Here is a 25,565-nt window from a genome sequence, read left to right on the forward strand (position 1 = left end):
AATATGTCACCTTGTGAATGTGATCATCCCTGCCTGTTAAAGCATAAGTACACAGGCATTTTTATTTATTCAGCGAACGATTGTTCTTCTATTTTTTCGAGAATATTAATAGATGGATCGGATGCGACAACGCGTAAATCCAACGTAACACCCAGTTTATCTAACTCACGAAACGCATGAATATCGTCGTTATCTAAAGAAACGGCTTTGGTTAATTGTTTTTTACCAGGCCGCCAGGCCATGCCACCAATATTTAACGTGGCGATTTTCACGCCTTGCTTGACCATTGCTAAGGCATCCTGTGGGCGGGTAAATAGATAAAAAACGGTTTCGTTCTGGTATTGCGGATTATGGTAAACCGCGACCGCCTTTTCGATATTAACGACGTTCACTTTCATTCCCGGTGGGGCAGCCTGACGTAATAATGTGCGACGTACTTCATCGTTATAAACGTCGTCATTACAGATAATAATCCGTTGGGCATTCGCCACCTTCGACCAGACGGTGGTGACCTGACCGTGGATCAGGCGGTCATCAATACGAGCAAGGGTAATGTTCATCAGAAATCCTCTTCGGCCGTTTCCAGATGCTTCCAGACGACACAGGTTTGTTGAGCAATGGTCGTCAGGTGTTCGCACAGTTCATCTACATTCATACTGCTTTGGTTGTCTACCAGCTCCAGCGCCAACGGCAGTGATAACCCGCTAATGACCCGTATCGCCGGATTGTGCATCGCCAGCGTCGCGGCAGCATTCCAGGGACTGCCACACTGTAAATCGACGGCAATCAGCCATTCATCGCCAGTGTGAATGCTTACTAACTTTTTTAGCTTTTCCACAATGTCGCTGGCGTTCTCTCCGGGAACAAATGCCACGGCTTCAACGTTGGCATCACCGTAGACCATCTGTACCGATTCCAGCATGGCGCAGGCCAGTTTGCCGTGAGCACAGAAGATTGCATTGACCATAAAACCTCCTTAGCCGCGCGTTTTTCCGCCCGCAATGTTAGTGGTTACTCCGGTGATGTAACTGGCGCGCTCAGATAAAAGATAACAAACAAAATCAGCGACTTCGCTTAAGCGCCCTGATCGACCAATCGGGATCGCGTTCTTGGTGTAGCCCTCGCGCAGTTGTTCGACGGTGATGTTGCGGGTCCAGGCCAGCGCTTCTTCATACTCGGGGGTCCGCAGTCCGGTTTTTTCCAGAATGCCAGGTGCAATACCAACCACGCGGATGCCGTGTTTGCCCAACTCTTTCGACCAGGAACGGGTAAAACTATTCAATGCGGCTTTGGTCGCGGCGTAACAGCTTTGACCTTCAGAACCTTCCAGTCCGCTTTCGGAAGAGACATTCACAATCACGCCGTTACGCTGTTTTATCATTTGGCGTGCCGCTGCCTGCGACATTAAGAACACACCTTTCTGGTTGATATTAAACATTTTTTCGAAAGCAGCTTCGTTGAGTTCGTATTGCCCGGCGGGTGCTTTTTCATCGACCAGCAGACGCGGAAAATTAACGCCAGCATTATTTACCAGCCCATCAATACGTCCGTAGCGTTGGATAATTTCAGCGACAGTATGATTAACCTCTTTGGCACTGGAAATATCCGTTGGCCAGAAATGATACCCGTCATGGCTATCGTATTTACCTTCTCCGCCATGAATATCTGCCATTTGTACATTAGCGCCTTGCGCTAATAACTCCTCGACAATCGCCAGACCAATTCCGGATGCACCACCGGTAACAATAATGACTTTGCCCTGCAAGTTTAACCACGTTTGCATAATAAACTCCCGATTCAGATAAGGGGATCCCACATAAAATTAATTATGGCAGGACCAATTAGAATTTATTTACTTCAACAATAATTCAGCGGTATGGCTGTTGGTAACTAAACAGTTAATATAATTCCCACGTAATGCGCCTAATATCCCACTGTATTTTTCTTCACCCATTGCAATGCCAATGGAGTAACGCGCCTGTTTTAATTTATTGGTTTCGATGGAGAGCGTCTTTTCATTCATATTGGTCTCTACGGTTACACCGTTGATATCGTAAAAGCGCGAGCAAATGTCTCCGGCAACCTGGCGGGCATGCAGGTCATCACTCTCTTCACTGCCGTAAAAAGCGTGCCAGTTGGCGCCATCACGTATCGCCGGAGATCCAATCCCGACCAGCGCGATGTCCAGATTATCCCAGTACGCAGAAATCGATTTAAAATGTCGTGACTGCATGATCCCGTTACGGATCAGCGGGTTTTCCAGCAGTGCCGGGAAATCTGCCAGGTGTGATTCCCCTTTGAGCTTTGCCGCAGCGCCGTAGGTCAGCGTATTGACATGGTAGCGGCTTTCAAGTTTGCCGGATGGTCCGCCGATAATCGGTACGCAGATCAGCTGGCGCGACTGGCTGGCAGGAGATAATCCTTCCACCAGTCCCCGTACCGCGCGGCCCCATGAGAACCCGATAATGTCCCCAGGTTCCAGTAAGCGTTCCAGCAACTGTGCGCCATGTACGCCCATCATATTAAGTTGTTCATCTTCCTGCTCGCTATCGCAGGAGACTACGACCGCCTCTTTCAGGCCAAATTTCTGTTTTAGCTGCTGTTCCAGCCACAGATTTTCGTTGTAGTCGTAATTAATGGCGATGGTGACGATACCCTGCTCGCGTCCACGTTTTAGTAACCGGCTGATCGTGGTGCGATAAATACCCAGCTCGCGGGCGATTTGCGCTTGTGTCATATCCTGTTCGTAATACAGCTGCGCTATTTTTACGATCAGGCGGATATCATCGCTGTTTTCCGTCGCCATTTTTGGACTCCTGCACATTTGTGCAAATCACGAAATTGCCTTCTTGATCTGATATAACCCCATCTGTTCTCCATCTCAAAGCTATTTTCACTTATTTCAGCGCCCTGAAATGACCGATTGTGTTGCACATTTGATGTGGTGATGGCGCGTTGTCGGCACAGATGTGCATGCCTCTCTAATGTATTGATTCTGCTTGTTTTCACTCAACAAAATTGCAGGGATGGATCGCTGACACTTTTGTGTCAAAAGGTGTGACGGATCACAAATAGCGCGTGGACAGTCGAACACGATTATTTTTTATCGTCCGCAAGGTAGGGTATATTTCGCTTTTAATACACAAAGTCATTCAAGTTGTATCAAGGCGGCAAGGGAGCGAATCCCCGGGAGCATAGATTGCTATGTGACCTGGGTGAGTGAGGGCAGCCAACGCAGAGACAGCTTGAAGGATGAAGTGTATACAGGAGAAACTATGCTGCCCGACTCATCTATCCGATTAAATAAATACATCAGTGAAAGCGGAATCTGCTCGCGTCGCGAGGCGGATCGCTTTATCGAACAAGGGAATGTCTTCCTGAATGGTAAACGCGCCACCATCGGCGATCAGGTGATGCCTGGCGACGTCGTAAAAGTAAATGGTCGGTTGATTGAGCCGCGTGAAGCGGAAGATCTGGTTTTTATCGCGCTGAATAAGCCGGTAGGGATTGTCAGCACCACCGAAGACAGCGAACGCGACAACATTGTTGATTTCGTGAATCACAGCAAGCGCGTGTTTCCAATTGGTCGTCTGGACAAAGATTCTCAGGGACTTATCTTTCTGACCAACCACGGCGACCTGGTGAATAAAATCCTGCGTGCCGGTAACGATCACGAAAAAGAATATCTGGTGACGGTCGATAAGCCGGTCACTGATGACTTTATCCGTGGTATGGGGGCCGGTGTGCCAATCCTCGGCACCGTCACCAAAAAATGTAAGGTGAAGAAAGAAGCGCCGTTTGTGTTTCGCATTACGCTGATTCAGGGGCTTAACCGTCAGATCCGTCGTATGTGCGAACACTTTGGCTATGAAGTTACCAAGCTTGAGCGTACGCGTATCATGAACGTTGGTTTGTCTGGTCTGCCGCTTGGTGAATGGCGCGACCTGACAGATGACGAACTGATCGATCTGTTCAAGCTGATTGAGAACTCGTCCTCAGAAGCCAAACCGAAGGCGAAAGCGAAGCCAAAAACCGCAGGCATTAAGCGTCCGGTGGTGAAAATCGAAAAATCAGCGGAGAAAGAGAAATCGCGCCCGGCGGCAAACGGTAAGCGTTTTACTTCGCCGGGACGTAAGAAGAAGGGACGTTAACGTCTGCCGCGCGTCGGCGTATTTGCTGACCAGGAAAACGATGCTTCCGCATCCGGTTTATAGGCCTGCTTTTTCTTCAACTGGCGGGCTTTTTTAGCTTCTGCTTCGCGCAAGGCCATCAGTTTATCGATGTACTCTTTCTTGATGCTGTTGGTCTCTGCGTTGGTCAGCAGGCGACCATGCGCAATGCGCGCGCGGTCGAGCAGCGTTTTCAGTTCACGCTGTTCGCGCTCGGTCATCTCTTTTTGGGTAATGCGGGGGAGTGCCATAAGGGTGCCCTCTGTTAGCCGATATCCTCAGTGTACGGTAATCCAGAACCTGCTGATAGCGTCATGTATTGTATTATTCAGCAATACGTAATTTTCCGGCGAAGTCCTGCTGTGTATAGCCCGTTGTTCTGAATCGTTTGTCTGTGATGATGTTATCGATCTCTTTTAATGTGGCGATACACATCACTCCGTCCTGGCCAAATTTTGTATGGTCGGCAAGAATTACCGACTTTTTACTCATAGCAATCATTGATTTGGCAACATAGGCTTCATCGAAGCTTTTCACCAGCACACCATGTTGAGGTGAAATACCACCCGCGCCGATGAAGCAGATATCTGCGTGAATAGTGTTTATTTGCTGACAAACGGAGACGCCGAGATTGGCACGGAAATGGTAGTCATATTCACCACCTAATACATAAACGCGCGCTTTAAGATTATGTTCTTTTATTTTATCGGCAATTAAGGCTGAGTTAGTAATAACGGAGTAGGCCAGAGGAGGTAATTGTTCGGCCAGAATAAGATTTGTTGTACAGGAGTCAATGAATAGAGTGTCGTGCTCGCTGACCATCCCGGCGGCAAGTTTACCAATTGCCATTTTTTCTTCGCGGTGTATATCAATCCGCGCGCCAAATTCATCTTCCTGAACAACCTGCTTTTTGACGGCTCCGCCGTGAATCTTGGTAATTTGCCCTTCAGACTCCAGGATGGAGAGATCGCGGCGAATGGTCTCTGATGTGACTTTTAGCGTTTCCGATAATTTGATAACCGTCACTTCACCGAATTTATTTAATTCATCGAGGATATGTTTTCTTCTTTTAATCGGGTTCATTATTTTCCGCCAACGTCGTGCTTTGGCGCATGGTAACTGGATGTGCAGAGCAACGCAACCACTCCAGCGCACAGACAATACCCTCATCATCATTAGAGGCCGTCACATAGCTGGCTTGTCGTTTTACTACCTCAGGCGCATTCCCCATTGCAATACCAATGCCGGCGGCGGAAAACATACTGATATCGTTTTGCTGGTCGCCAATCGCCGCAACTTTATCGGCTGTTATATTTAGCTGGTGCATTAACATGCTAATAGCATAACCTTTATTTATTTCGCTACGTTGGATATCAATGTAATTCTCCCCAGTGATAGTCGCTGTATAACCATAAGGCAATTTATTATTCACGTCTGCACACAACGCATTTATTTTTAACTGCTCAGTAACGAGTGTGATTTTATAAATATCTTGTCGGTTTAAAATATTACCGAGTGCTGCAGGAATAAGTGGTAATTCAAATAAACGGGCTTCATAAGTTGTCCATGGCGCTACCTGTAGGTCGCAACGATGATAAATAGCATCGGCGCTAAAAAAGTGATGAGGGCAGAGGGAAAGTGCAATATGTCGGTCAATATCCCGAAGATTCATACAAGAGAGCGCTGCAGTATGAATATTGCGCTGCTGCGCCATCTCGAGGATCTGACCTCCGTTAAAGCCTGCGCACCAGCCAAACAGCGCATTAACCTGCTGCTGCTGTAGCAGGCGCATCATAGAGGAGACCGGTCTGGCGGAACAGGCGGCCAACAGGCCACCGCGCTGGTGGAATTCTACGAGTGCCTGACGCGTGCGTGGACTGATTGTCTTTTGCGAAGTCAGTAGTGTTCCATCCAGATCGGTGACCAGTAACATGCTTCTTTTCCCTTAATATCAATGCGCAATAAACGGTGTGACAGCCTCTTTGGCGGCGTTGCAGACCATATTGTCGATTGCCGTACCGACGACCAGAATATTGACCCCGGTATCCTTAAACGCTTTGGCATTGGCGAGGTTAATTCCGCCTTCCGCCAGCGTCGGCACGCTTACCGCGCCGACCAGCGCCCACAGGCGATCTTTAATGGCTTGCGGAATATCACCTGCGGCTACGCCTTCGTAGCTCATACCGGTCATTAAACCAATCATGTCGACGCCAATCTCCTGCATCCGTTTTGCTACGCTGGCGACCTCTTCTGGAGTGCGCGCAGGAATACCGAAGGTATGCAGGTCATCCGGGTGACCAATATAAGCATCAACGGTCAGGCCATACTGATGGGCGAGATTAACGATGTCCTGTAGATCGTCCCAGTCGGATTTATGAGTGTGTAAGCCATCGGCACCAGCACGAGCAATCTCCAGTATCTCTGTTTCCGTGAGCGGGACCGGTAACGTTTCGGTAAAGCCACCTGCGATACCGACGGTAATGAAGATATCGTCAGGAACCACATTACGTACGCCATGTACTGCTTCGGCCATCTGGCTGTTGGTGATTTCGTGGCGGATTTGTTCTGCCGCGTGCATGTTGCTTACCCCCTTATGCCCACGCGCCAGCGCCAGTGCGGGATGGTTCGGTTCGAGCAGCTTAACGCCCGCCTCACATACTGCTTTTGCCAGACGCGCATCGTCGCCGGTTATCCCTGTGCTGAGGATGGTCTGCCCGCCGTGCAGCGTGATGGCATCTTTCACTTTCTGTAACGCTTTAGCGCGTTTTTTATTCATATCGCCTTTAAACATGGTGTACCTCTGGTGTTGGTGTATTAATTAATGGGCTGACGCGGTAGATTCTTTCTGTGCGACAGCCTTAAAACGGTTGGCAATAATGGTGGAAATACAGGTCAGGCCCATGACGGTAACCATCACAATCGCCATTTGCAGCGCATTGCTGGATAAGAACGGAGAGGCAAATGCGGGGACATAAGCCACGCCTTTGACGTTAAATAAACCCAGCATCATGCCGCCCAGACCGGCCCAAACGATCGCTGAACCAAAGACAATTTTGTTGGCAAACATGAACGGATAGGCCGATTCAACGAAGGTCCCAAAGCCGAGGTTGATAAGCAGGCCGGGCGTCGCGACGGCTGCTTCGCTTTTTTCTCGTGGTGCGATGACGTTAGCCAGGTTGATTCCTGCTGCAACCATCACCAGGCCTACCATATCGACAGCGCCGAGGAAGCTGACTCCGGATTTTTCCATTTCCAGGAGCACCAGCGGCAGAATGACTGCGTGATAGACTCCCCCCAGAATAGCTGGCCAGATAACCAACCCAGCCAGCAGGCCAGCAAGAATAGGGCTGAAGGCCAGCGTGCTTTCGATAGCCAGTTTGATGTAATTACCTGCTGACAGCGCCAGCGGACTCAGCAGATAGTGCATGATTAACCCAGCGGCCAGGCCTGAGATCCCACCCGCTACAATGTTGACGGTGGTCATCGGAAAGCGCCAATTCAGGCATAATTCGAACAGCCAACGAACGAAAATCCCGGCCATCAAACCACCGATGATCCCTCCAATCAGACCGCCTTCGACGGAAAGTACTCCGGCGACCACCCCGGCAACAATTGAGACTTCATCCAGTTCCGAAATCTGTTTTGCTGCGAGAACCGCAACTAAAACCGGTAGGCCCTTCAGTAGAATTTCAAAGATATCGTTGAGTTTTTCCAGGCCCGGAATGTGACTGAGTGCGAGCACGATTGCCATGGCAATAAAGCCCGGCAGCGCAGGGATCATTATGCTGCGAATATTGAAGCGCTTAAGCAGACTTTTTCCAGAACCGCCCTGTGAAGGAGAGGCACTGCCCAACTGTGGTTTGTATTTAACGCCCCAGTGCTTACACAGTGATGCGATGAAGGAGACTGCGCGGGTTCGGCTGGTGGTACCCGTCGTGCCCGAGGTTGCGACGACATTTGCCCCTTTTGCCGCCACTAGCGCCATTGAGGTTCCGCCGGTGCCAACAATCGGTGTTTTCATTTCAACAGCTGCGGCAAAGACCGCCTGGTTGGCCTTCACCGGATCGGCGCTCATCACGATGATCCCGTCGATCTCACCGTTACGGATCATTTCAGCAATCCTGCAATCGCTCTCAACTACCGAGTCGTTCACATCTGAAAGTTTGCCCTGAAATATCCTTTGTGGTTTTTGTTGGTTTTCTGTGGTTAGTGCAAATACCGACGCTGGCGTGTGAGCTTTGGCAACGTCCATTGAGGCTTCTGCCGCAATGAACTGCACAGCGGCAATTTCCACTCCTGCGGCTTCGCACTGCTGGTAAATTTCCTGGAGTAGCTTTTCTGGTTCAGCACCACCCAGGTTGTAGAGGTTGCCTCCACTGCTTCCAATAATCGCAATTTTTTTCATAGCGGCCTCGAAGATAGGGTAAGGGTTTATCTGTGTTGTAGTGAAATCATATTCCCAATTAAAACAAACTAAATCAACATTAGAAAAATGATTAAATTTGAATTAAAAACAGGTTTGTTTGTATATTTTATTGAAAAATAACAATTAAATAATTATTTTGTTTTATGTTGATGTTTGTTGTTTTGTGATGGGGTTCAAATGCGGGTAGGGAGAAATGGAGGATGCCTCCTCCATTTATGAAGATTAGTGTTGTTTTACTGAGTGTGGTTTCTCTTCAATCGACTTACCGGACCAGTAGCCTGCCAACAGCGAACCGGAAAGGTTGTGCCAGACGGAGAATAACGCGCCAGGCAGGGCGGCAAGCGGGCCAAAGTAGATCTTGCCCAGCGCAGCGGCAAGTCCTGAATTCTGCATGCCCACTTCAATTGCCAACGTACGGCAGGTTGACTCGTCGAAACCAAACAATTTTCCGCCCCAGTAGCCGCTGAGCAGGCCAATGGTGTTATGTAGGATTACGGCGATAATCACCACAAAGCCGACGGATGCAATGTGCGAGGCAGAACCCGCCACGACGGCGCTGATGATTGCCAGAATGCACACCATTGAAAATGCGGGCAGATACGGTTCCACGACTTTTACGACGCGTGGGAACAGGTGGTGAATGACCAACCCCAACGCAATTGGAATGACCACGATCTGCAGGATACTCAGCAGCATACCCATCACATCCACCTGGATATGCGCGTCGACATACAGCCGTGTCAGCAGCGGTGTGGCGACAACGCCGACCAACGTTGAAACCGATGAAATAGTCACAGAGAGCGCCACATCGCCTTTTGCCAGATAGATCATTACGTTTGATGCTGTTCCGCTGGCGACGCTACCGACCAGCACCATCCCTGCGGACAATTCCGGCGGCATATTAAATGCCAGCGCTAAAATCCATGCGGCGAGCGGCATTACCAGATAGTGCAGGAAAATACCCGCCGCGACTGGTGCAGGACGTGAGAGTACGCGTTTAAAGTCGTCTACCTTCAGGTGAACGCCCATACCGAACATGATCAGCATCAGTAACGACGGCACGAATGGCCCGACAGGCGTAAAGGTGGTGGGCGTGTAATACGCAACAACAGAGAGCAGCAGTGCCCATAACGGGAACAGCCGCGTGAGAGTAGCGAGCATGTTATATTCCTTGCGATTGAAATGTGTTGTTATAAAAAAGCCGGGTTCGAGCCCGGCTATCGTTATTGTTTATTGCGTGATGAAATTTTATTCAAACAAATTATGGTGCAGCTTCTGTACCACCTCTTCGGCTTCAGTACCGGGCACCAGGAAGCACAGGTTATGGCTGGACGCGCCGTAGCAAATCATGCGGATGTTGAATGGCTCCAGTACGCCGAACACCTCTTTACCCACTCCACAGGCTTTGGACAGGTCGTTGCCAATCAGTGCCACCAGCGCCAGGCCTTCTTCCACTTCAACCCGACACAGGGCAGACAGTTCCATCAGCAGAGACTGTGTTAACAGTGTATCGCCGGTGGAGGTCGAACCGGTGGTATCCAGCGTCAGCGCCACGCTGACTTCGGATGTGGTAATTAAATCGACCGAAATGTTATGGCGTGCGAGGATGCCGAACACTTCCGCCAAAAAGCCGCGAGAGTGCAGCATATTCAGGCTATGCAGCGTCAGCAGCGTTTGCTTACGACGCAGTGCCAGCGCCCGGAACAGTGGTGGATTCGCGGTTTTATTGCATACCAGCGTACCGCCTGCTTTTGGATCCTTACTGGAGCCAACAAACACCGGGATATCGCTACGTACGGCAGGTAACAACGTTGCCGGGTGCAGCACTTTCGCGCCAAAGGTCGCCATTTCTGCTGCCTCTTCAAAGGCGATTTCATCAATACGCTGCGCCGCCGGAACAACGCGGGGATCGGTCGTGTAAATGCCAGGAACATCGGTCCAGATATCGACGCGCGTGGCGTGCAGCGCTTCGGCTAGCAGGGCAGCCGTATAATCGCTCCCGCCGCGCCCCAACGTGGTGGTGCGGCCTTTACCTTCACTGCCGATAAAGCCCTGAGTAATCACCAGACCTTCGCTCAGACGCGGGGCCAACTGGAGCGTTGCCAGTTCGGCCAGCGCCGCGACGTCAGGTTCTGCGCGGCCAAAACGATCGTTGGTGCGCATCACTTTACGTACGTCAAACCACTGCGCCTGCACGTTGCGTTCACGCAGGATCTCGACGAACAGCAGGGTAGACATCAGTTCACCGTGGCTGACCAGTTCGTCGGTCAGCGCAGTTGAGGTCGCCAGTGACGCCGCTTCAGCCAGCGTGGTGATGTTTTCCAGCAGACGGTCGATCTCTTCACGGATCACGTTTGGATAACGCAGGCGTTCCAGAATATTGAACTGAATTTGACGAATGGCATCGAGTTTTTCGAAGCGCGCGGTTGGCTCCAGCCCTTCAGCCAGTGCGACCAGCAGGTTGGTGATTCCCGCAGAAGCGGAAAGTACCACTACACGGACGTTAGCATCAGAAAGTACTACATCAGCGCTGCGATTCATGGCATCAAAATCCGCCACGCTGGTACCGCCAAATTTGGAGACAACTACATCAGTCATAACTACCTCGTGTCAGGGAATGAATAGAGCGACCATGGCACATAAGGCAGAACAGAAACCGGTGCAGGCGCAAATGCAAATACCGTATTTATAAATAAAATGTGTAGCTTGCACTGTCAACGCTGGGATTATGCGGATTTTTCATGCTGCAACTGCGTTGAGTAACGGTACTAATAACAACGCTGATAACCGCTATACTTTTTAGCCACGTTTGGCGGATGCCCTGGCAATGGCATTAAAACAATCACACTTTTCTGTGACTGGCGTTACAATCGATCTCAGTCACAATTCTCAAAATCAGAAGAGTATTGCTAATGAAAAACATCAATCCAACGCAGACCTCAGCCTGGCAGGCACTACAAAAACACTTTGAAGAAATGAAAGACGTTACTATCGCGGATCTTTTCGCGAAAGATAGCGATCGTTTCACTAAGTTTTCCGCGACGTTTGACGATTTGATGCTGGTGGATTTCTCCAAAAACCGCATCACTGAAGAGACGCTGGCTAAACTGCAGGATCTGGCGAAAGAAACCGATTTGGCGGGTGCCATCAAGTCCATGTTCTCCGGTGAGAAAATCAACCGCACTGAAGACCGTGCCGTGCTGCACGTGGCGCTACGCAACCGTAGCAATACGCCTATCATCGTTGACGGCAAAGATGTCATGCCGGAAGTGAATGCTGTGCTGGAGAAGATGAAATCCTTCTCTGAAGCGATCATCTCCGGAAGCTGGAAAGGCTATACCGGTAAAGCCATCACTGATGTAGTAAACATCGGTATCGGCGGTTCTGATCTCGGCCCGTTCATGGTGACCGAAGCGCTGCGTCCGTACAAAAATCACCTGAACATGCACTTTGTGTCTAACGTCGATGGTACGCACATTGCCGAAGTGCTGAAGAAAGTGAACCCGGAAACCACGCTGTTCCTGGTCGCTTCCAAAACCTTCACCACCCAGGAAACCATGACCAACGCCCACAGCGCGCGTGATTGGTTCCTGGCGACTGCAGGCGACAACAAGCACGTTGCCAAACACTTCGCTGCGCTCTCCACTAACGGTAAAGCGGTTGGCGAGTTCGGTATTGATACTGCCAATATGTTCGAGTTCTGGGACTGGGTTGGCGGTCGTTACTCCCTGTGGTCTGCAATCGGTCTGTCCATCATCCTGTCCGTAGGCTTCGACAACTTTGTTGAGCTGCTCTCCGGCGCGCATGCGATGGACAAACACTTCTCCACCACTCCGGCTGAGAAAAACCTGCCGGTGCTGCTGGCGCTGATCGGTATCTGGTACAACAACTTCTTCGGTGCCGAAACCGAAGCGATTCTGCCGTATGACCAGTATATGCACCGTTTCGCGGCTTACTTCCAGCAGGGCAACATGGAATCCAACGGTAAATACGTTGACCGTAACGGCAATGCGGTGGATTACCAGACTGGCCCAATCATCTGGGGTGAGCCGGGTACTAACGGCCAGCATGCGTTCTACCAGCTGATCCACCAGGGCACCAAAATGGTTCCATGCGATTTCATCGCGCCGGCCATCACCCACAACCCGCTGTCGGATCACCATCCGAAACTGCTGTCTAACTTCTTCGCGCAAACCGAAGCGCTGGCATTCGGTAAATCTCGTGAAGTGGTTGAGCAGGAATACCGCGACCAGGGTAAAGATCCGGCAACGCTAGACCACGTTGTGCCGTTCAAAGTGTTCGAAGGTAACCGCCCAACGAACTCTATCCTGCTGCGCGAAATCACGCCGTTCAGCCTGGGTGCGCTGATTGCACTGTACGAACACAAAATCTTCACTCAGGGCGCTATCCTGAACATCTTCACCTTTGACCAGTGGGGCGTTGAGCTGGGCAAACAGCTGGCGAACCGCATTCTGCCAGAGCTGAAAGATGGTTCCGAAGTGAGCAGCCACGACAGTTCTACCAACGGTTTGATTAACCGTTATAAGTCCTGGCGTGCCTGATAGCACACACTTGTAGGCCGGATAAGGCGTTTAGCCGCATCCGGCATTAATGAAATAAAAAGCCGATATTAATATCGGCTTTTTTATAAGAATGCTCCAGGATATCTACGTTCTAACTTCATACCTTAATTGAGCTTAATCCTAAAATAATTTTATTAATGTTATTCAATTTCTGATGTTTTCGGATTTACCGGATATTGCATTTTAATTTTTATATTTTAATTTATTGATTTATTTGCCTTTGTTATATTTTTCAATCATTTTACATTTCGTTATCTAATTATCCTAAATTCCCGCGTGGCGTAATTTGCACACTTTGGCTTGTGTATACTCGATCTCGCCCGAAATTCTTTTGGGTAAATCTCCATTCATACAATGAAGGGAATTTGTGATGAAAAAAGTTCTGTATGGCCTGTGGGCTATATCTGCGCTTGCGGCGACTTCTGTCTATGCCGCCCCCGTTCAGGTGGGTGAGGCGGCAGGGTCGGCTGCCGCGTCGGTTTCGGCAGGAAGTTCCTCCGCAACCAGCGTGAGCACCGTAAGTTCTGCAGTGGGGGTCGCCCTGGCGGCGACCGGTGGCGGCGATGGTTCTAATACCGGAACTACAACCACCACAACCACCAGTACCCAGTAACAAAGGTACGTTTAATTCTAACCACACTTCGGTGTGGTTATTTTGAATTGCCAAAAGTATGTGGGATTTGTAGGCCGGATAAGCGTCGCGCCACCCGGCAATAATGCGGAGAAACGTCGTGAAGCGACCAGCGCTCATAATGGTTTGCCTGTTACTGCAGGCGTGCTCAGCCACCACCGAAGGGTTGGGGCATTCGCTGTGGGATAGCGTGTTTGGTACTCCCGGCGTACAGATGACGGACGATGAAATCCAAAATATGCCCTACGCCAGCCAGTATATGCAGCTAAATGGCGGTCCCCAGTTGTTTGTGGTACTCGCGTTTGCGGAAAACGGACAGCAGAAATGGGTGACTCAGGATCGGGCTATTCTCGTCATGCAGCATGGGCGCATTGTGAAAACGCATCTCGGCGGGGACAACCTAATTGAGGTGAATAATCTGGCGGCAGACCCACTCATCAAACCCAATCAGATAGTCGATGGCGCAACGTGGACCCGCACAATGGGCTGGACTGAACATCAGCAGGTACGCTATGCCACCGCGCGCTCGGTTTTCAAATGGGATGGCACCGACAGCATTAAGGTCGGTAGCGATGAAACGCCGGTACGCATCCTTGATGAAGAGGTAACGACCGATCAAACGCGCTGGCATAACCGCTACTGGATAGACAGTGAAGGGCAGATTCGCCAGTCGGAACAGTATCTTGGCGCGCATTACTTCCCGGTGAAAACCACGCTGATTAAGGCGGCAAAATCATGATCAAACGAGCCGTTATGGTGCTGCTGTTGAGCCTGAGCGCAGCGTCTGTTTTTGCTGCGGGCAGCGTTAAGGTCTTTACCTCCGCCAGCGAAGAGCCAAAAACGCTGACCGGGGCCGAACATCTGCTCGACCTGGTTGGACAGCCGCGGTTGAGCAATAGCTGGTGGCCAGGCGCGGTTATCAGCGAAGAGCGGGCAACGATGGAGGCGGGACGTCAGCAGCAGGCATTACTGGCTCGCCTGGCGACACTGGGCGCTGAAGAAAGCGGTGACGATGCCGAGGCTATCAACACCTTACGCCAGCAAATTCAGGCGCTGAAGGTGACCGGCAGACAGAAAATTAACCTTGACCCGGATGTGGTGCGCGTCAGCGAGCGAGGTAACCCGCCGTTGCAGGGCAATTACACGCTGTGGGTCGGAGCGCAGCCAACGCATATCACGCTGTTTGGCCTGCTAAGCCATCCGGGTAAACAACCGTTTATGCCCGGGCGTGATGTTGCCAGTTATCTCGATGGGCAAAGTCGGCTCAGCGGCGCGGATCGTAGCTTCGCCTGGGTTATCTATCCTGACGGGCGCACGCAAAAAGTACCGGTCGCTTACTGGAACAAACGTCACGTTGAGCCGATGCCCGGCAGCATCATTTATGTCGGACTCTCTGATGCTGTCTGGAGCAGCACCCCGGATGAAATTAATGCCGACATTCTTCGCACCCTGACCCAGCGGATACCCGAATAATGAGAAAAACTTACCTGCTCAGCTTACTGGCGCTGGGCGTAAGCGTTGCCTGCCACGGTGAAACCTGGCCCGCGCCCATTGGACCTTCGCAGTCCGATTTTGGCGGCGTGGGGCTGCTGCAAACCCCAACCGCACGCATGGCGCGCGAGGGCGAAATGAGCCTCAATTACCGCGATAACGATCAGTACCGCTACTACTCTGCGTCGGTGCAGCTCTTCCCGTGGCTGGAAACCACGCTACGTTATACCGATGTGCGTACCAAAAAATACAGTAGCGTGGAGTCGTTTTCTGGCGATCAGACTTACAAGGATAAAGCTTTTGATCTCAAACTACGGCTATGGGAAGAGAGCTACTGGATGCCGCAGGTGGCGGTTGGCGCGCGAGATATTGGCGGAACTGGCTTGTTCGATGCGGAGTATATTGTGGCGAATAAAGCCTGGGGGCCGTTTGATTTCTCGCTTGGCCTGGGCTGGGGATATCTCGGGACCAGCGGTAACGTCAGCAATCCGTTTTGCTCATACAGCGATAAATTCTGCTATCGCGATAACAGTTACAAGCAGGCCGGTTCTATTGACGGCAGCCAGATGTTCCACGGCCCGGCATCGCTGTTTGGCGGCGTCGAGTATCAGACGCCCTGGCAGCCGTTGCGTCTGAAACTGGAGTATGAGGGAAACAATTACCAGCAGGATTTTGCGGGCAAGCTGGATCAGAAGAGCAAGTTTAACGTCGGCGCTATTTATCGCGTCACCGATTGGGCCGACGTTAACCTCAGCTATGAGCGCGGGAACACCTTTATGTTTGGGGTCACGCTGCGGACAAACTTCAACGATCTGCGGCCAAACTATAACGACAACGCCCGCCCGAAATATCAGCCACAGCCGCAGGATGCCATCCTGCAACACTCGGTGGTGGCGAATCAGCTAACGCTGCTGAAATATAACGCCGGACTGGCCGATCCTAAAATTCAGGTGCAGGGCGATACGCTGTATGTGACCGGTGAACAGGTGAAATACCGTGATTCGCGCGAAGGGATCGAACGTGCCAACCGGATCGTGATGAACGATCTTCCCGATGGGATCCGCACGATCCGTATTACGGAAAATCGTCTTAACTTGCCGCAGGTGACGACCGAAACGGAGGTTTCCAGCCTCAAGCGTCATCTGGAAGGCGAACCGTTGGGCCATGAAACCCAGCTGGCGCAAAAACGCGTTGAGCCCGTGGTGCCGAAAACGACCGAGCAGGGCTGGTATATCGATAAGTCACGCTTCGATTTCCACATCGATCCGGTGCTTAACCAGTCGGTGGGCGGCCCGGAAAACTTCTATATGTATCAGTTGGGCGTGATGGGAACGGCGGATTGGTGGGTTACCGATCACCTGCTGACCACCGGGAGTTTGTTCGCCAACCTCGCCAATAACTATGACAAATTTAACTACACCAACCCGCCGCAGGATTCGCATTTGCCACGAGTGCGTACCCATGTGCGCGAGTATGTGCAAAACGATGTCTACGTGAATAACCTACAGGCCAACTACTTCCAGTCACTCGGAAACGGGTTCTACGGACAGGTTTACGCTGGCTATCTGGAAACCATGTACGGCGGAGCGGGGGCAGAAGTGCTGTATCGTCCGCTGGACAGCAACTGGGCGTTTGGTGTTGATGCCAACTACGTGAAACAGCGTGACTGGCGTAGCGCGCAGGACATGATGAAATTCACCGACTACAGCGTGAAGACCGGGCATTTGACGGCGTACTGGAATCCGTCATTCGCTCAGGATGTACTGGTGAAAGCCAGCGTGGGTCAGTATCTGGCGGGAGATAAGGGCGGAACGCTGGAAGTGGCGAAGCGCTTTGACAGTGGCGTTGTGGTAGGCGGCTATGCGACCATCACCGACGCCTCGCCGGATGAGTACGGAGAGGGTGATTTTACCAAAGGGGTGTACGTATCCGTGCCGCTGGATCTGTTCTCGTCAGGCCCGACCCGCAGCCGTGCGGCGATTGGCTGGACGCCGTTAACGCGTGATGGCGGCCAGCAGCTTGGACGTAAGTTTGGTCTGTACGACATGACCAGCGACAGAAGTGAGAACTTCCGGTAATCGAGCCGTTTGCCAGCCGGATGGCGCTACGCTTATCCGGCCTACAAACTGCCTGTACTGAAGGCCGGATAAGGCATTTGCGCCGTCAGCAGGCAAGTTACAGGCGACGCAATAATTTTGCCGGGTTTCCTGCATACACGCCTTTCTCGGTGATCGATTTGGTCACCACGCTCCCCGCACCGATGACCGCGCCATCGCAGATGGTGACCGCCAGAATGGTCGCTCCACTGCCGATTGAGACATCGTTGCCAATCGAAATTCTTCCCCAACTGTTGCGGTCGGCGTTGGGTTTTCCTTCGCGAAACATATCGTTGGCGAACATCACGCCATGACCGATAAAACAGCGGGCGCCCAGGGTGACATATTCGCAGATGAAAGTGTGCGACTGAATTTTGCTGTCTGCGCCAATTTGCGTATTACCCTGGATTTCAACAAATGGCCCGACAAAAACGTTGTCACCCAATGTGCAATTGTAGAGATTTGCGGGTTCATAAATCACCACGTTCTCACCGCAGGTAACGTTGCGGACAGCGGATTGTCTTAGCTGCATACTTCATCCTGTGAAATGTGTCGTGACATTCATCATTCCCCGCTGACCTTTCTTGCACAAAACATAAACAAAAAATGTAGATCTCTGTCACATTTTTGCGTTATACAGGAACCTCGCCACTGAGTAAGAGGTGCTGTTATGACGTCGCTATCTCGTCCGCGCGTGGAGTTTATCTCCACCATCTTACAGACCGTGTTGAATCTGGGACTGCTGAGTTTGGGCCTGATCCTGGTTGTATTCCTCGGGAAAGAAACGCTGCATCTGGCGGATGTGCTGTTCGCGCCGGAACAAACCAGCAAGTATGAGCTGGTGGAAGGGCTGGTGGTTTACTTCCTCTATTTTGAATTTATCGCGCTGATTGTGAAGTACTTTCAGTCGGGGTTTCACTTTCCGTTGCGCTATTTTGTCTATATCGGGATCACCGCGATTGTGCGGTTGATCATTGTCGATCATAAAGCACCGATGGATGTGCTGATCTATTCCGCGGCGATCCTGCTGCTGGTGATCACCTTGTGGCTGTGTAATTCAAAACGGCTGAAGCGAGAGTAACAGACAACACGCCGCAATCGGGCTGCGGCGTGTTGCAGGTCAGGATTACTGCGCAGAGGCAGGCTGGGTTTTCTCTGCGGCGGGTTCCCACAGTTCTTCAAGTTCTTCCAGCGTTTTGCCTTTGGTTTCCGGTACAAACTTCCACATAAACAGCGCCGCCAGAATACCCATACAACCGTAAATCCAGTAGGAGAAACCGTTGTGGAAATGGGAAACCAGCCACGAATTTTTGTCCATCATCGGGAAGGTCCAGGAGACGAAATAGTTCGCCAGCCATTGTGCGGCCACCGCAATGGCGAGCGCTTTGCCGCGAATCGCATTGGGGAAGATTTCTGCCAGCAGCACCCAGCAAACCGGTCCCCAGGACATGGCGAATGCGGCGACGTAAAACAGCATCGACAGCAGAGCAACCAGCCCGGAAGCTTGGGTATAAAACGCGGTACCGAGGCTGAACATACCGATGGCCATGCCCAGAGCGCCAATAATCTGCAGCGGTTTGCGACCAAATTTATCCACCGTCATAATCGCCAGCACGGTAAAGCTCAGGTTGATCACGCCAACAATGATGGTCTGTAACAGCGCCACATCGGTGCTGGCTCCCAGCGTTTTAAACACCTCCGGGGCGTAGTAGAGCACGACGTTAATACCGACGAATTGCTGGAAGATAGACAGCATTACGCCGATGACGATAACGCCTGCGCCAAACATCAGCAGGCGACCACCGGTTTTACGACCATGGTCCAGAGACTGATTGATCTCCTGCATGGCCTGGGTGGCGAGGGTGCTGCCCATAATTTTGCGCAGAATACCTTCCGCCTGCTCGTGTCTGCCACGCGCCATTAGCCAGCGCGGGCTTTCTGGCACGGTGTACAGCAGCAGTAAAAACAGCAGGGCGGGAATACTTTCGGACGCAAACATATAGCGCCAGCCATCGGTATTCAACCAGTTAGCGTCGCCAGAACGGGCGATAAAATAGTTAACGCAATACACCAACAGTTGACCAAAAATAATGGCGAATTGGTTAAATGACACCAATTTTCCACGAATATGTGCGGGTGCCAGTTCAGCAATATACATTGGTGAGAGCATTGAGGCTAAACCTACGCCAATACCACCAATGATACGATAAATAACAAATTCGGGAACGTATCCGGCCAAATAAACAGGTACGGCGTTATCTGGATTAATAGTTGTAAAACCTAATTCTGGCCAGGCGGAACCAATACCGGAAATAAAGAACAGCAGAGCCGCGATTTTCAGCGAGTCCCGGCGGCCAAACCGGTTACTGCAATAGCCGCCCAGTGCACCGCCGATGATGCAGCCTATCAACGCACTGGCGACGCAAAAGCCCAACAGCGAGTTGGCGGCGGATTCACTTAAATGTTGTGGCGCGACAAACACGGTATTCAGGGATTCTACCGTACCGGATATGACCGCAGTGTCGTAGCCGAATAATAGCCCTCCTAACGTTGCCACTAATGTAATCGAAAAAATATAACTGGAATTATATTGAGAGTTCATTCAGACCTGCCTTAGAGGATACAGCTCTTTTGATCAGTGTCGTGATGGTGAATTTAACAGGCAGGGAAGACAATTATCATTTTTTACATTGCAATTACGTTTTGTCTTTTCTGTGATCTTAATTCTGTTTAATTTATCTATATTCAGACAGGAAATAGAATTGCAGTGATGGAGAGCACGAAAGGAAATAATCGTAACAGTGATGCAAAATAACATAAAAAAAGGGCGCTCCGTAGAGCGCCGAATAACAGTCACAGGTTGGGATAACATAAGTTGAGGGTTGCAGTGGCATTGCCCGTTGCCGGGCAGGTACTTCGGTAAAACTTAACCTTTCACACCACCCGCGGTCAGACCGTTGACTAGCCAGCGCTGCGCCAGCAAGAACACCAGAGTGATCGGAATGGCTGAAAGTACAGCCGCGGCGGCAAAGTCGCCCCACAAATAGTTCTGTGGGTTGAGGTACTGCTGCATACCTACCGCAAGGGTATAGCTGTTCACATCACGCAGCAGCAGTGACGCGACCGGTACTTCGGTAATAGCGGCAATGAAAGACAGAATAAACACGACCGCCAGAATCGGAACGGAAAGCGGCAGCAGCACCAGGCGGAATGCCTGCCACGGCGTAGCGCCATCCAGCGCGGCCGCTTCTTCCAGTGAGCCGTCGATAGTTTCGAAATAGCCCTTAATCGTCCATACATGCAGCGCAATACCGCCGAGGTAGGCGAAGATCACGCCGCCGTGCGTGTTCAGGCCGATAAACGGAATGTACTGGCCCAGGCGATCAAACAAAGCATACAACGCGACCAGAGACAGCACCGCCGGGAACATCTGGAAAATCAGCATCCCTTTCAGCAGGGTTGCTTTGCCCGGGAAACGCATACGAGCAAAGGCGTAAGCACAGGTAGTGGAAAGCGTCACGATACCGATCGCGGTAATGCTGGCCACTTTCACCGAGTTCCACAGCCATAACAGTACCGGGAACGGCGGTGGCGTCACGCGGCCATCCGCGTGTTCAACGCTAAAGCCCAGCGCCAGTTTCCAGTGTTCCCAGGAGATGTTTTCCGGGATCAGGCTGCCGGTGGCAAAGTTACCTTCGCGCAGCGAGATAGCGATAACCATCAGCAGCGGGAACATGATCGCCGCGATAAAAATCAGCAGCCCTAAGTGCGTTGCGAATAAACGTAACTTTTGTGATTTCGGTTGGACCATAGCCATTGTCGTTATCTCCCTTAATCAAACTTCATACGTGTGGCTTTCAGGTTCACAATCGCCAGCGCACCAACCAGCAGGAAGATCAGCGTGGCAATCGCCGCCGCCAGACCGAAGTCCTGACCACCGCCGCCTTCAAAGGCGATACGGTAGGTGTAGCTCACGAGCAGGTCGGTATAACCGGCTGGTGTGGTGGTACCAAGACGGTCCGGACCACCGTTGGTCAACAGCTGAATCAGCACGAAGTTGTTAAAGTTAAAGGCGAAGCTGGCGATCATCAGCGGCGTCAGCGGCTTAATCAGCAGCGGTAGCGTAATCTTAAAGAAGTTCTGGAACGGACCTGCGCCATCCATCGCCGAGGCTTCATATAGGTCGTCAGGAATCGCTTTCAGCAGACCCATGCACAGGATCATCATGTATGGATAACCGAGCCAGGTGTTGACGATAATAATCATCGAACGCGCGGTGGTTGGGTCGCTGAACCAGGCCGGTTTGATGCCAAACAGCGCGCTCAGCATCATGTTGATTTCACCAAAGCTCTGGTTGAATAAGCCCTTGAAAATCAGAATCGAGATAAACGACGGTACGGCATACGGAAGAATCAGCAGGACGCGGTAAATCGCTTTGCCTTTGAGAGACTCCCACTGTACGAGACAGGCCAGCACCATGCCCACGGCAACGGTCAAAATAACGGTCAGTACCGAGAAGACCACCGTCCAGACGAAGATGGCGAAGAATGGTTTCTGGATGCCTTCGTCGGTAAACACGCGGGTGAAGTTATCCCAGCCGATGGCAACGGTGTAGCCCGGGCTGAGTTTTTCGCTACCCCAGCTACCGTCAGCGTTAATCGCCTGATAATAACCAATATCGTTGTTGGCGCGGTATTTTACGCCGCTCTGGCTGTTGGTGAGAGTGCCGTCTTCAGTGAGTGTATAAAGTGGCTGCGTGCCGGAAAACTGGCGCAGCGAACTCATGGTAACTTTGCTTTCATCCGGCAGGATGGCGGTCAATTGGGTAAGCGCCTGGCGATTCTGCGTGATGATACGCAGCGTTGCACGTTCGCCTGCCGGTAGCGCCTCGGCTTCTTTCAGTTGCAGTTTCTGCTCGCCGCCAAATTTAAAGGCGTCAGAAAGGTAATTCTTGCCGGTTTCACCGTCGGTGAGGGCCAGTTGCCACTCATCACCCGCCGGATACAGGCCAAAGTTGTAGGTTTTGCCAGCCTGGTACGAACGATCCATCAGGACTTCCTGAGCACGTTCAAATGTCAGCTGGTTGGTACTGCTGTAGTTGGTAAAAGCAATGGCGATCGTACAAACCAGCGGAAACAGGACAAACAGCCCCATACCGGCAACGCCCGGGTAAACATAGCGCCAGGCATAGGCTTTACGGTTAGCGAAAATATACAGGCCAGCAGAGCTTAAAATCAGCGTCATGATGGCAAACAGGTACTCCCCCTGAGCGTACATCAAAACAACAAGGTAACCGACCAGCAGCCCAAGCAGACCCATCACTGACCATTTCAGCGTGTCGCTTTGCCACCAGTGTTTCTTTTTAATGACATCCATGGGGTTCAATCCTCAACAACAATGAAAACCTGTTGGTCAGCGTGCCTGATGGCGCTGCGCTTATCAGGCCTACATACCCTGTAGGCCGGATAAGGCATTTATGCCGCCATCCGGCACGTTCACAACTGCATTACTTGGTGATACGACCCTGCGCGTCCTTCAGTGCGGCATCGACGGTCTGACGGCCGCTGGCTGCGTTGATCACTGCGGTACGAACGGCATACCAGAATGCGGACATCTGTGGGATGTTCGGCATGATTTCGCCTTTCTGGGCGTTATCCATGGTGGCGGCGATACGTGGGTCTTTCGCTAACTGATCCTGGAAGGATTTCAGCGCAACGGCGCCCAGCGGTTTGTCCTTGTTCACTTCATCCAGACCTTGATCGGTCAGCAGGTAGTTTTCGAGGAACTCTTTCGCCAGTTCTTTGTTCGGGCTGGCGGCGTTGATACCGGCGCTCAGAACGCCAACAAACGGTTTAGACGCTTTGCCTTTGAAGGTTGGCAGTAGCGTGACGCCGTAGTTGATTTTGCTCTTATCGATGTTGGACCACGCCCACGGACCGTTGATGGTCATCGCGGTATCGCCTTTGTTAAAGGCCGCTTCGGCGATGGAGTAATCGGTATCCGCGTTCATGTGTTTGTTCTTGATCAGATCAACCAGGAAGGTCAGACCCGCTTTCGCGCCAGCGCTATCCACGCCAACATCTTTCACGTCGTACTTGCCGTTTTCAAACTTGAACGCGTAACCGCCGTCGGCGGCAATCAGCGGCCAGGTGAAGTACGGTTCTTGCAGGTTGAACATCAGCGCGGATTTACCTTTCGCCTTCAGCTCTTTATCCAGTGCAGGAATTTCTTCCCAGGTTTTCGGTGGATTTGGAACGAGGTCTTTGTTGTAAATCAGCGACAGCGCTTCAACCGCGATCGGGTAGGCAATCAGTTTGCCGTTATAGCGTACGGCATCCCAGGTGAACGGATAGAGCTTGTCCTGGAACGCTTTGTCAGGCGTGATTTCAGCCAGCAGGCCAGACTGAGCGTAGCCGCCAAAACGGTCATGTGCCCAGAAGATGATGTCCGGACCGTCGCCAGTCGCGGCAACCTGCGGGAATTTCTCTTCCAGTTTGTCAGGGTGCTCAATAGTGACTTTGATCCCGGTGTCTTTCTCGAATTTTTTGCCCACTTCAGCGAGGCCGTTATAGCCTTTGTCGCCGTTAATCCAGATAACCAGCTTACCTTCTTCAATCTTGGCGAGAGCCGAGGCGGAAAACATCATCGTCGTTAATGCAGACAATGCGAGGATGCGTGCGCCAGTTTTGATTTTCATAGTTCCCATCCTGTTTGGTGATTTTGCAGAGGTGGCTTAACGGTTACTAGTTTCTTTATACGACAACCTCTTTCCATCCTCCTTACCCCTACGCCCCACCCGCTCTTTATGTGATCTGTGTTACATAAATGTGAGTATTGCGTACTGGCGCACATAAAAACCCACCGATTTTTGCAGGCTGCATCACGAAATTCCTCTGAGGCTGGTGGCCCGGGTCTCAGACGCTGCTCTCTCATCCTCCCGCCTCCTCCCCCATAAAAAAGCCGGGGGGTGGAGGATTCACGCAGTCAAGGGATCGCGCATAGTCAGCCCATCATGAATGTTGCTGTCGATGACAGGTTGTAACGAAGGGAGAAGGGCATGGCGAGCGTACAGCTACGAAATGTAACGAAAGCCTGGGGTGACGTGGTGGTATCGAAAGATATCAATCTCGACATTCACGAAGGGGAATTCGTGGTGTTTGTCGGACCGTCAGGCTGCGGTAAGTCGACCTTGCTGCGTATGATCGCCGGACTTGAAACCATCACCAGTGGCGACCTGTTTATCGGGGAGACCCGAATGAACGACATTCCGCCCGCCGAACGCGGTGTGGGCATGGTCTTTCAGTCCTACGCGTTGTATCCCCATTTGTCCGTCGCGGAGAACATGTCGTTCGGCCTCAAACTGGCCGGAGCGAAAAAAGAGGTGATGAACCAGCGCGTGAATCAGGTTGCGGAAGTTCTGCAACTGGCACACCTGCTGGAGCGTAAACCGAAAGCGCTTTCCGGTGGACAACGTCAGCGTGTGGCGATTGGCCGTACGCTGGTCGCCGAACCGCGCGTATTCCTGCTGGACGAACCACTGTCGAACCTCGACGCCGCTCTGCGCGTGCAGATGCGCATTGAAATCTCCCGCCTGCATAAACGTCTTGGCCGCACGATGATTTACGTCACCCACGATCAGGTCGAAGCGATGACGCTGGCCGACAAAATTGTGGTGCTGGATGCCGGTCGCGTCGCGCAGGTTGGTAGGCCTCTGGAACTGTATCACTACCCGGCTGACCGCTTTGTCGCGGGCTTTATCGGTTCGCCAAAAATGAACTTCCTGCCGGTGAAAGTTACCGCAACGGCGATTGATCAGGTGCAGGTTGAACTGCCCAACCGCCAGCAAGTCTGGCTCCCGGTAGACAGCCATGCGGTACAGGTTGGCGCCAACATGTCTTTAGGTATCCGCCCGGAACATCTGCTGCCCAGCGATATCGCCGATGTCACCCTCGAAGGTGAAGTGCAGGTGGTCGAGCAGCTTGGTCACGAAACACAAATTCATATCCAGATCCCCGCCATCCGTCAAAACCTGGTTTACCGCCAGAACGACGTGGTGTTGGTAGAAGAGGGTGCCACATTCGCTATCGGCCTGCCGCCAGAGCGTTGCCATCTGTTCCGTGAGGATGGCACTGCATGTCGTCGGTTGCACCAAGAGCCGGGCGTTTAAGG

The 25,565-nt window shown here is 51.7% G+C and carries 24 protein-coding genes; 8 read left to right on the plus strand and 16 right to left on the minus strand.

Going from position 1 to position 25,565, the window contains the following annotated elements; genetic code table 11:
• Nucleotides 1–65: 65 nt before the first annotated feature.
• From BZK40_RS17420 to BZK40_RS17435, 4 genes are all read right to left on the minus strand, one after another.
• Nucleotides 66–560 carry a PTS sugar transporter subunit IIB gene (locus BZK40_RS17420; RefSeq protein ID WP_048236368.1) on the minus strand — a complete coding sequence of 165 codons (495 nt, stop codon included), beginning with the start codon at nucleotides 558–560 and terminating at the stop codon, nucleotides 66–68.
• Nucleotides 560–967, minus strand: coding sequence for a mannose/fructose/sorbose PTS transporter subunit IIA (locus tag BZK40_RS17425; RefSeq protein WP_003031647.1), 408 nt, complete (start codon nucleotides 965–967; stop codon nucleotides 560–562). Before BZK40_RS17425 ends, BZK40_RS17420 begins: the two co-directional genes overlap by 1 nt.
• 9 nt (nucleotides 968–976) lie before the next feature.
• Nucleotides 977–1,783, minus strand: a complete 807-nt coding sequence (locus tag BZK40_RS17430) for an SDR family oxidoreductase (protein WP_079935016.1) — start codon at nucleotides 1,781–1,783, stop codon at nucleotides 977–979.
• Between the two features lie 69 nt (nucleotides 1,784–1,852).
• Nucleotides 1,853–2,806, minus strand: a complete 954-nt coding sequence (locus tag BZK40_RS17435; protein ID WP_079935017.1) for a sugar-binding transcriptional regulator — start codon at nucleotides 2,804–2,806, stop codon at nucleotides 1,853–1,855.
• A gap of 469 nt (nucleotides 2,807–3,275) precedes the next feature.
• On the opposite strand from BZK40_RS17435, the gene rluF reads away from it, so the two are divergent.
• Nucleotides 3,276–4,151 (plus strand): 23S rRNA pseudouridine(2604) synthase RluF, encoded by an 876-nt coding sequence (gene rluF, locus BZK40_RS17440; RefSeq protein WP_008786901.1) that lies wholly within the window; start codon nucleotides 3,276–3,278, stop codon nucleotides 4,149–4,151.
• On the opposite strand, the gene BZK40_RS17445 is transcribed toward rluF, so the two are convergent.
• The 7 genes from BZK40_RS17445 to lysC form a co-directional block, all read right to left on the minus strand.
• Nucleotides 4,148–4,420, minus strand: a complete 273-nt coding sequence (locus BZK40_RS17445; protein ID WP_003826541.1) for a YjbD family protein — start codon at nucleotides 4,418–4,420, stop codon at nucleotides 4,148–4,150. The two genes, rluF and BZK40_RS17445, sit on opposite strands and share 4 nt — an antisense overlap.
• A 73-nt stretch (nucleotides 4,421–4,493) precedes the next feature.
• On the minus strand, nucleotides 4,494–5,252 hold the full coding sequence (locus tag BZK40_RS17450; RefSeq protein WP_032942078.1) for a DeoR/GlpR family DNA-binding transcription regulator: 759 nt from the start codon (nucleotides 5,250–5,252) through the stop codon (nucleotides 4,494–4,496).
• The gene (locus tag BZK40_RS17455; protein WP_079935018.1) at nucleotides 5,239–6,102 is read right to left on the minus strand and encodes a Cof-type HAD-IIB family hydrolase; all 864 of its coding nucleotides are present in this window, start codon (nucleotides 6,100–6,102) and stop codon (nucleotides 5,239–5,241) included. Before BZK40_RS17455 ends, BZK40_RS17450 begins: the two co-directional genes overlap by 14 nt.
• Before the next feature lie 18 nt (nucleotides 6,103–6,120).
• A complete protein-coding gene (locus BZK40_RS17460) occupies nucleotides 6,121–6,960 on the minus strand; it encodes a beta/alpha barrel domain-containing protein (RefSeq protein WP_032942081.1) in 840 nt (279 codons plus the stop codon).
• 27 nt (nucleotides 6,961–6,987) lie between these two features.
• Complete coding sequence (locus tag BZK40_RS17465) at nucleotides 6,988–8,574, minus strand: PTS sugar transporter (RefSeq protein WP_079935019.1); 1,587 nt, start codon at nucleotides 8,572–8,574, stop codon at nucleotides 6,988–6,990.
• A gap of 243 nt (nucleotides 8,575–8,817) precedes the next feature.
• Complete coding sequence (panS, locus tag BZK40_RS17470; protein ID WP_032942083.1) at nucleotides 8,818–9,756, minus strand: ketopantoate/pantoate/pantothenate transporter PanS; 939 nt, start codon at nucleotides 9,754–9,756, stop codon at nucleotides 8,818–8,820.
• An 87-nt stretch (nucleotides 9,757–9,843) separates the two neighbouring features.
• On the minus strand, nucleotides 9,844–11,193 hold the full coding sequence (gene lysC, locus BZK40_RS17475) for a lysine-sensitive aspartokinase 3 (protein WP_079935020.1): 1,350 nt from the start codon (nucleotides 11,191–11,193) through the stop codon (nucleotides 9,844–9,846).
• 314 nt (nucleotides 11,194–11,507) lie between these two features.
• Between lysC and pgi the strand changes: the two genes are divergently transcribed.
• The 5 genes from pgi (at nucleotide 11,508) to BZK40_RS17505 (ending at nucleotide 17,378) form a co-directional block, all read left to right on the plus strand.
• Nucleotides 11,508–13,157 (plus strand): glucose-6-phosphate isomerase, encoded by a 1,650-nt coding sequence (gene pgi, locus BZK40_RS17485; RefSeq protein WP_003826559.1) that lies wholly within the window; start codon nucleotides 11,508–11,510, stop codon nucleotides 13,155–13,157.
• 391 nt (nucleotides 13,158–13,548) lie between these two features.
• Entirely contained in the window at nucleotides 13,549–13,791 is a 243-nt protein-coding gene (gene yjbE / locus BZK40_RS17490; protein ID WP_003826562.1) for an exopolysaccharide production protein YjbE, read from the plus strand.
• 118 nt (nucleotides 13,792–13,909) lie between these two features.
• A complete protein-coding gene (locus tag BZK40_RS17495; protein ID WP_079935021.1) occupies nucleotides 13,910–14,548 on the plus strand; it encodes a YjbF family lipoprotein in 639 nt (212 codons plus the stop codon).
• The gene (locus tag BZK40_RS17500; protein ID WP_079935022.1) at nucleotides 14,545–15,282 is read left to right on the plus strand and encodes a capsule biosynthesis GfcC family protein; all 738 of its coding nucleotides are present in this window, start codon (nucleotides 14,545–14,547) and stop codon (nucleotides 15,280–15,282) included. The genes BZK40_RS17495 and BZK40_RS17500 overlap by 4 nt, the downstream gene beginning before the upstream one ends.
• Nucleotides 15,282–17,378, plus strand: coding sequence for a YjbH domain-containing protein (locus BZK40_RS17505; RefSeq protein ID WP_048236355.1), 2,097 nt, complete (start codon nucleotides 15,282–15,284; stop codon nucleotides 17,376–17,378). Before BZK40_RS17500 ends, BZK40_RS17505 begins: the two co-directional genes overlap by 1 nt.
• 97 nt (nucleotides 17,379–17,475) lie before the next feature.
• On the opposite strand, the gene BZK40_RS17510 is transcribed toward BZK40_RS17505, so the two are convergent.
• Nucleotides 17,476–17,928: an acyltransferase gene (locus tag BZK40_RS17510; RefSeq protein WP_008786912.1), complete on the minus strand. Its 453-nt coding sequence runs from the start codon at nucleotides 17,926–17,928 to the stop codon at nucleotides 17,476–17,478.
• Between the two features lie 138 nt (nucleotides 17,929–18,066).
• Here BZK40_RS17510 and psiE point away from each other — a divergent pair, with 138 nt between their 5' ends.
• Nucleotides 18,067–18,477 carry a phosphate-starvation-inducible protein PsiE gene (psiE, locus tag BZK40_RS17515; RefSeq protein ID WP_003031674.1) on the plus strand — a complete coding sequence of 137 codons (411 nt, stop codon included), beginning with the start codon at nucleotides 18,067–18,069 and terminating at the stop codon, nucleotides 18,475–18,477.
• A gap of 45 nt (nucleotides 18,478–18,522) precedes the next feature.
• Here the strand turns inward: psiE and xylE are convergent, their stop codons facing one another.
• The 4 genes from xylE to malE form a co-directional block, all read right to left on the minus strand.
• On the minus strand, nucleotides 18,523–19,998 hold the full coding sequence (xylE, locus tag BZK40_RS17520; RefSeq protein WP_008786913.1) for a D-xylose transporter XylE: 1,476 nt from the start codon (nucleotides 19,996–19,998) through the stop codon (nucleotides 18,523–18,525).
• 324 nt (nucleotides 19,999–20,322) lie between these two features.
• A complete protein-coding gene (gene malG, locus BZK40_RS17525) occupies nucleotides 20,323–21,213 on the minus strand; it encodes a maltose ABC transporter permease MalG (RefSeq protein WP_003826575.1) in 891 nt (296 codons plus the stop codon).
• A 14-nt stretch (nucleotides 21,214–21,227) separates the two neighbouring features.
• Nucleotides 21,228–22,772 (minus strand): maltose ABC transporter permease MalF, encoded by a 1,545-nt coding sequence (malF, locus tag BZK40_RS17530; protein ID WP_048215136.1) that lies wholly within the window; start codon nucleotides 22,770–22,772, stop codon nucleotides 21,228–21,230.
• Between the two features lie 130 nt (nucleotides 22,773–22,902).
• A complete protein-coding gene (malE, locus tag BZK40_RS17535) occupies nucleotides 22,903–24,093 on the minus strand; it encodes a maltose/maltodextrin ABC transporter substrate-binding protein MalE (protein WP_048215135.1) in 1,191 nt (396 codons plus the stop codon).
• Nucleotides 24,094–24,453: 360 nt separating this feature from the next.
• Here malE and malK point away from each other — a divergent pair, with 360 nt between their 5' ends.
• On the plus strand, nucleotides 24,454–25,563 hold the full coding sequence (gene malK / locus BZK40_RS17540) for a maltose/maltodextrin ABC transporter ATP-binding protein MalK (RefSeq protein ID WP_079935023.1): 1,110 nt from the start codon (nucleotides 24,454–24,456) through the stop codon (nucleotides 25,561–25,563).
• Nucleotides 25,564–25,565 lie beyond the last annotated feature (2 nt).

Origin of the sequence: Citrobacter portucalensis (assembly GCF_002042885.1) — a bacterium.
Taxonomy (GTDB): domain Bacteria; phylum Pseudomonadota; class Gammaproteobacteria; order Enterobacterales; family Enterobacteriaceae; genus Citrobacter; species Citrobacter portucalensis.

What these genes read in the sequence shown, in the direction of transcription:
- BZK40_RS17420 (WP_048236368.1), bottom strand. Translation starts at nt 560, where the DNA reads ATGAACATTACCCTTGCTCGTATTGATGACCGCCTGATCCACGGTCAG.
- BZK40_RS17425 (WP_003031647.1), bottom strand. Translation starts at nt 967, where the DNA reads ATGGTCAATGCAATCTTCTGTGCTCACGGCAAACTGGCCTGCGCCATG.
- BZK40_RS17430 (WP_079935016.1), bottom strand. Translation starts at nt 1,783, where the DNA reads ATGCAAACGTGGTTAAACTTGCAGGGCAAAGTCATTATTGTTACCGGT.
- BZK40_RS17435 (WP_079935017.1), bottom strand. Translation starts at nt 2,806, where the DNA reads ATGGCGACGGAAAACAGCGATGATATCCGCCTGATCGTAAAAATAGCG.
- rluF (WP_008786901.1), top strand. Translation starts at nt 3,276, where the DNA reads ATGCTGCCCGACTCATCTATCCGATTAAATAAATACATCAGTGAAAGC.
- BZK40_RS17445 (WP_003826541.1), bottom strand. Translation starts at nt 4,420, where the DNA reads ATGGCACTCCCCCGCATTACCCAAAAAGAGATGACCGAGCGCGAACAG.
- BZK40_RS17450 (WP_032942078.1), bottom strand. Translation starts at nt 5,252, where the DNA reads ATGAACCCGATTAAAAGAAGAAAACATATCCTCGATGAATTAAATAAA.
- BZK40_RS17455 (WP_079935018.1), bottom strand. Translation starts at nt 6,102, where the DNA reads ATGTTACTGGTCACCGATCTGGATGGAACACTACTGACTTCGCAAAAG.
- BZK40_RS17460 (WP_032942081.1), bottom strand. Translation starts at nt 6,960, where the DNA reads ATGTTTAAAGGCGATATGAATAAAAAACGCGCTAAAGCGTTACAGAAA.
- BZK40_RS17465 (WP_079935019.1), bottom strand. Translation starts at nt 8,574, where the DNA reads ATGAAAAAAATTGCGATTATTGGAAGCAGTGGAGGCAACCTCTACAAC.
- panS (WP_032942083.1), bottom strand. Translation starts at nt 9,756, where the DNA reads ATGCTCGCTACTCTCACGCGGCTGTTCCCGTTATGGGCACTGCTGCTC.
- lysC (WP_079935020.1), bottom strand. Translation starts at nt 11,193, where the DNA reads ATGACTGATGTAGTTGTCTCCAAATTTGGCGGTACCAGCGTGGCGGAT.
- pgi (WP_003826559.1), top strand. Translation starts at nt 11,508, where the DNA reads ATGAAAAACATCAATCCAACGCAGACCTCAGCCTGGCAGGCACTACAA.
- yjbE (WP_003826562.1), top strand. Translation starts at nt 13,549, where the DNA reads ATGAAAAAAGTTCTGTATGGCCTGTGGGCTATATCTGCGCTTGCGGCG.
- BZK40_RS17500 (WP_079935022.1), top strand. Translation starts at nt 14,545, where the DNA reads ATGATCAAACGAGCCGTTATGGTGCTGCTGTTGAGCCTGAGCGCAGCG.
- BZK40_RS17505 (WP_048236355.1), top strand. Translation starts at nt 15,282, where the DNA reads ATGAGAAAAACTTACCTGCTCAGCTTACTGGCGCTGGGCGTAAGCGTT.
- BZK40_RS17510 (WP_008786912.1), bottom strand. Translation starts at nt 17,928, where the DNA reads ATGCAGCTAAGACAATCCGCTGTCCGCAACGTTACCTGCGGTGAGAAC.
- psiE (WP_003031674.1), top strand. Translation starts at nt 18,067, where the DNA reads ATGACGTCGCTATCTCGTCCGCGCGTGGAGTTTATCTCCACCATCTTA.
- xylE (WP_008786913.1), bottom strand. Translation starts at nt 19,998, where the DNA reads ATGAACTCTCAATATAATTCCAGTTATATTTTTTCGATTACATTAGTG.
- malG (WP_003826575.1), bottom strand. Translation starts at nt 21,213, where the DNA reads ATGGCTATGGTCCAACCGAAATCACAAAAGTTACGTTTATTCGCAACG.
- malF (WP_048215136.1), bottom strand. Translation starts at nt 22,772, where the DNA reads ATGGATGTCATTAAAAAGAAACACTGGTGGCAAAGCGACACGCTGAAA.
- malE (WP_048215135.1), bottom strand. Translation starts at nt 24,093, where the DNA reads ATGAAAATCAAAACTGGCGCACGCATCCTCGCATTGTCTGCATTAACG.
- malK (WP_079935023.1), top strand. Translation starts at nt 24,454, where the DNA reads ATGGCGAGCGTACAGCTACGAAATGTAACGAAAGCCTGGGGTGACGTG.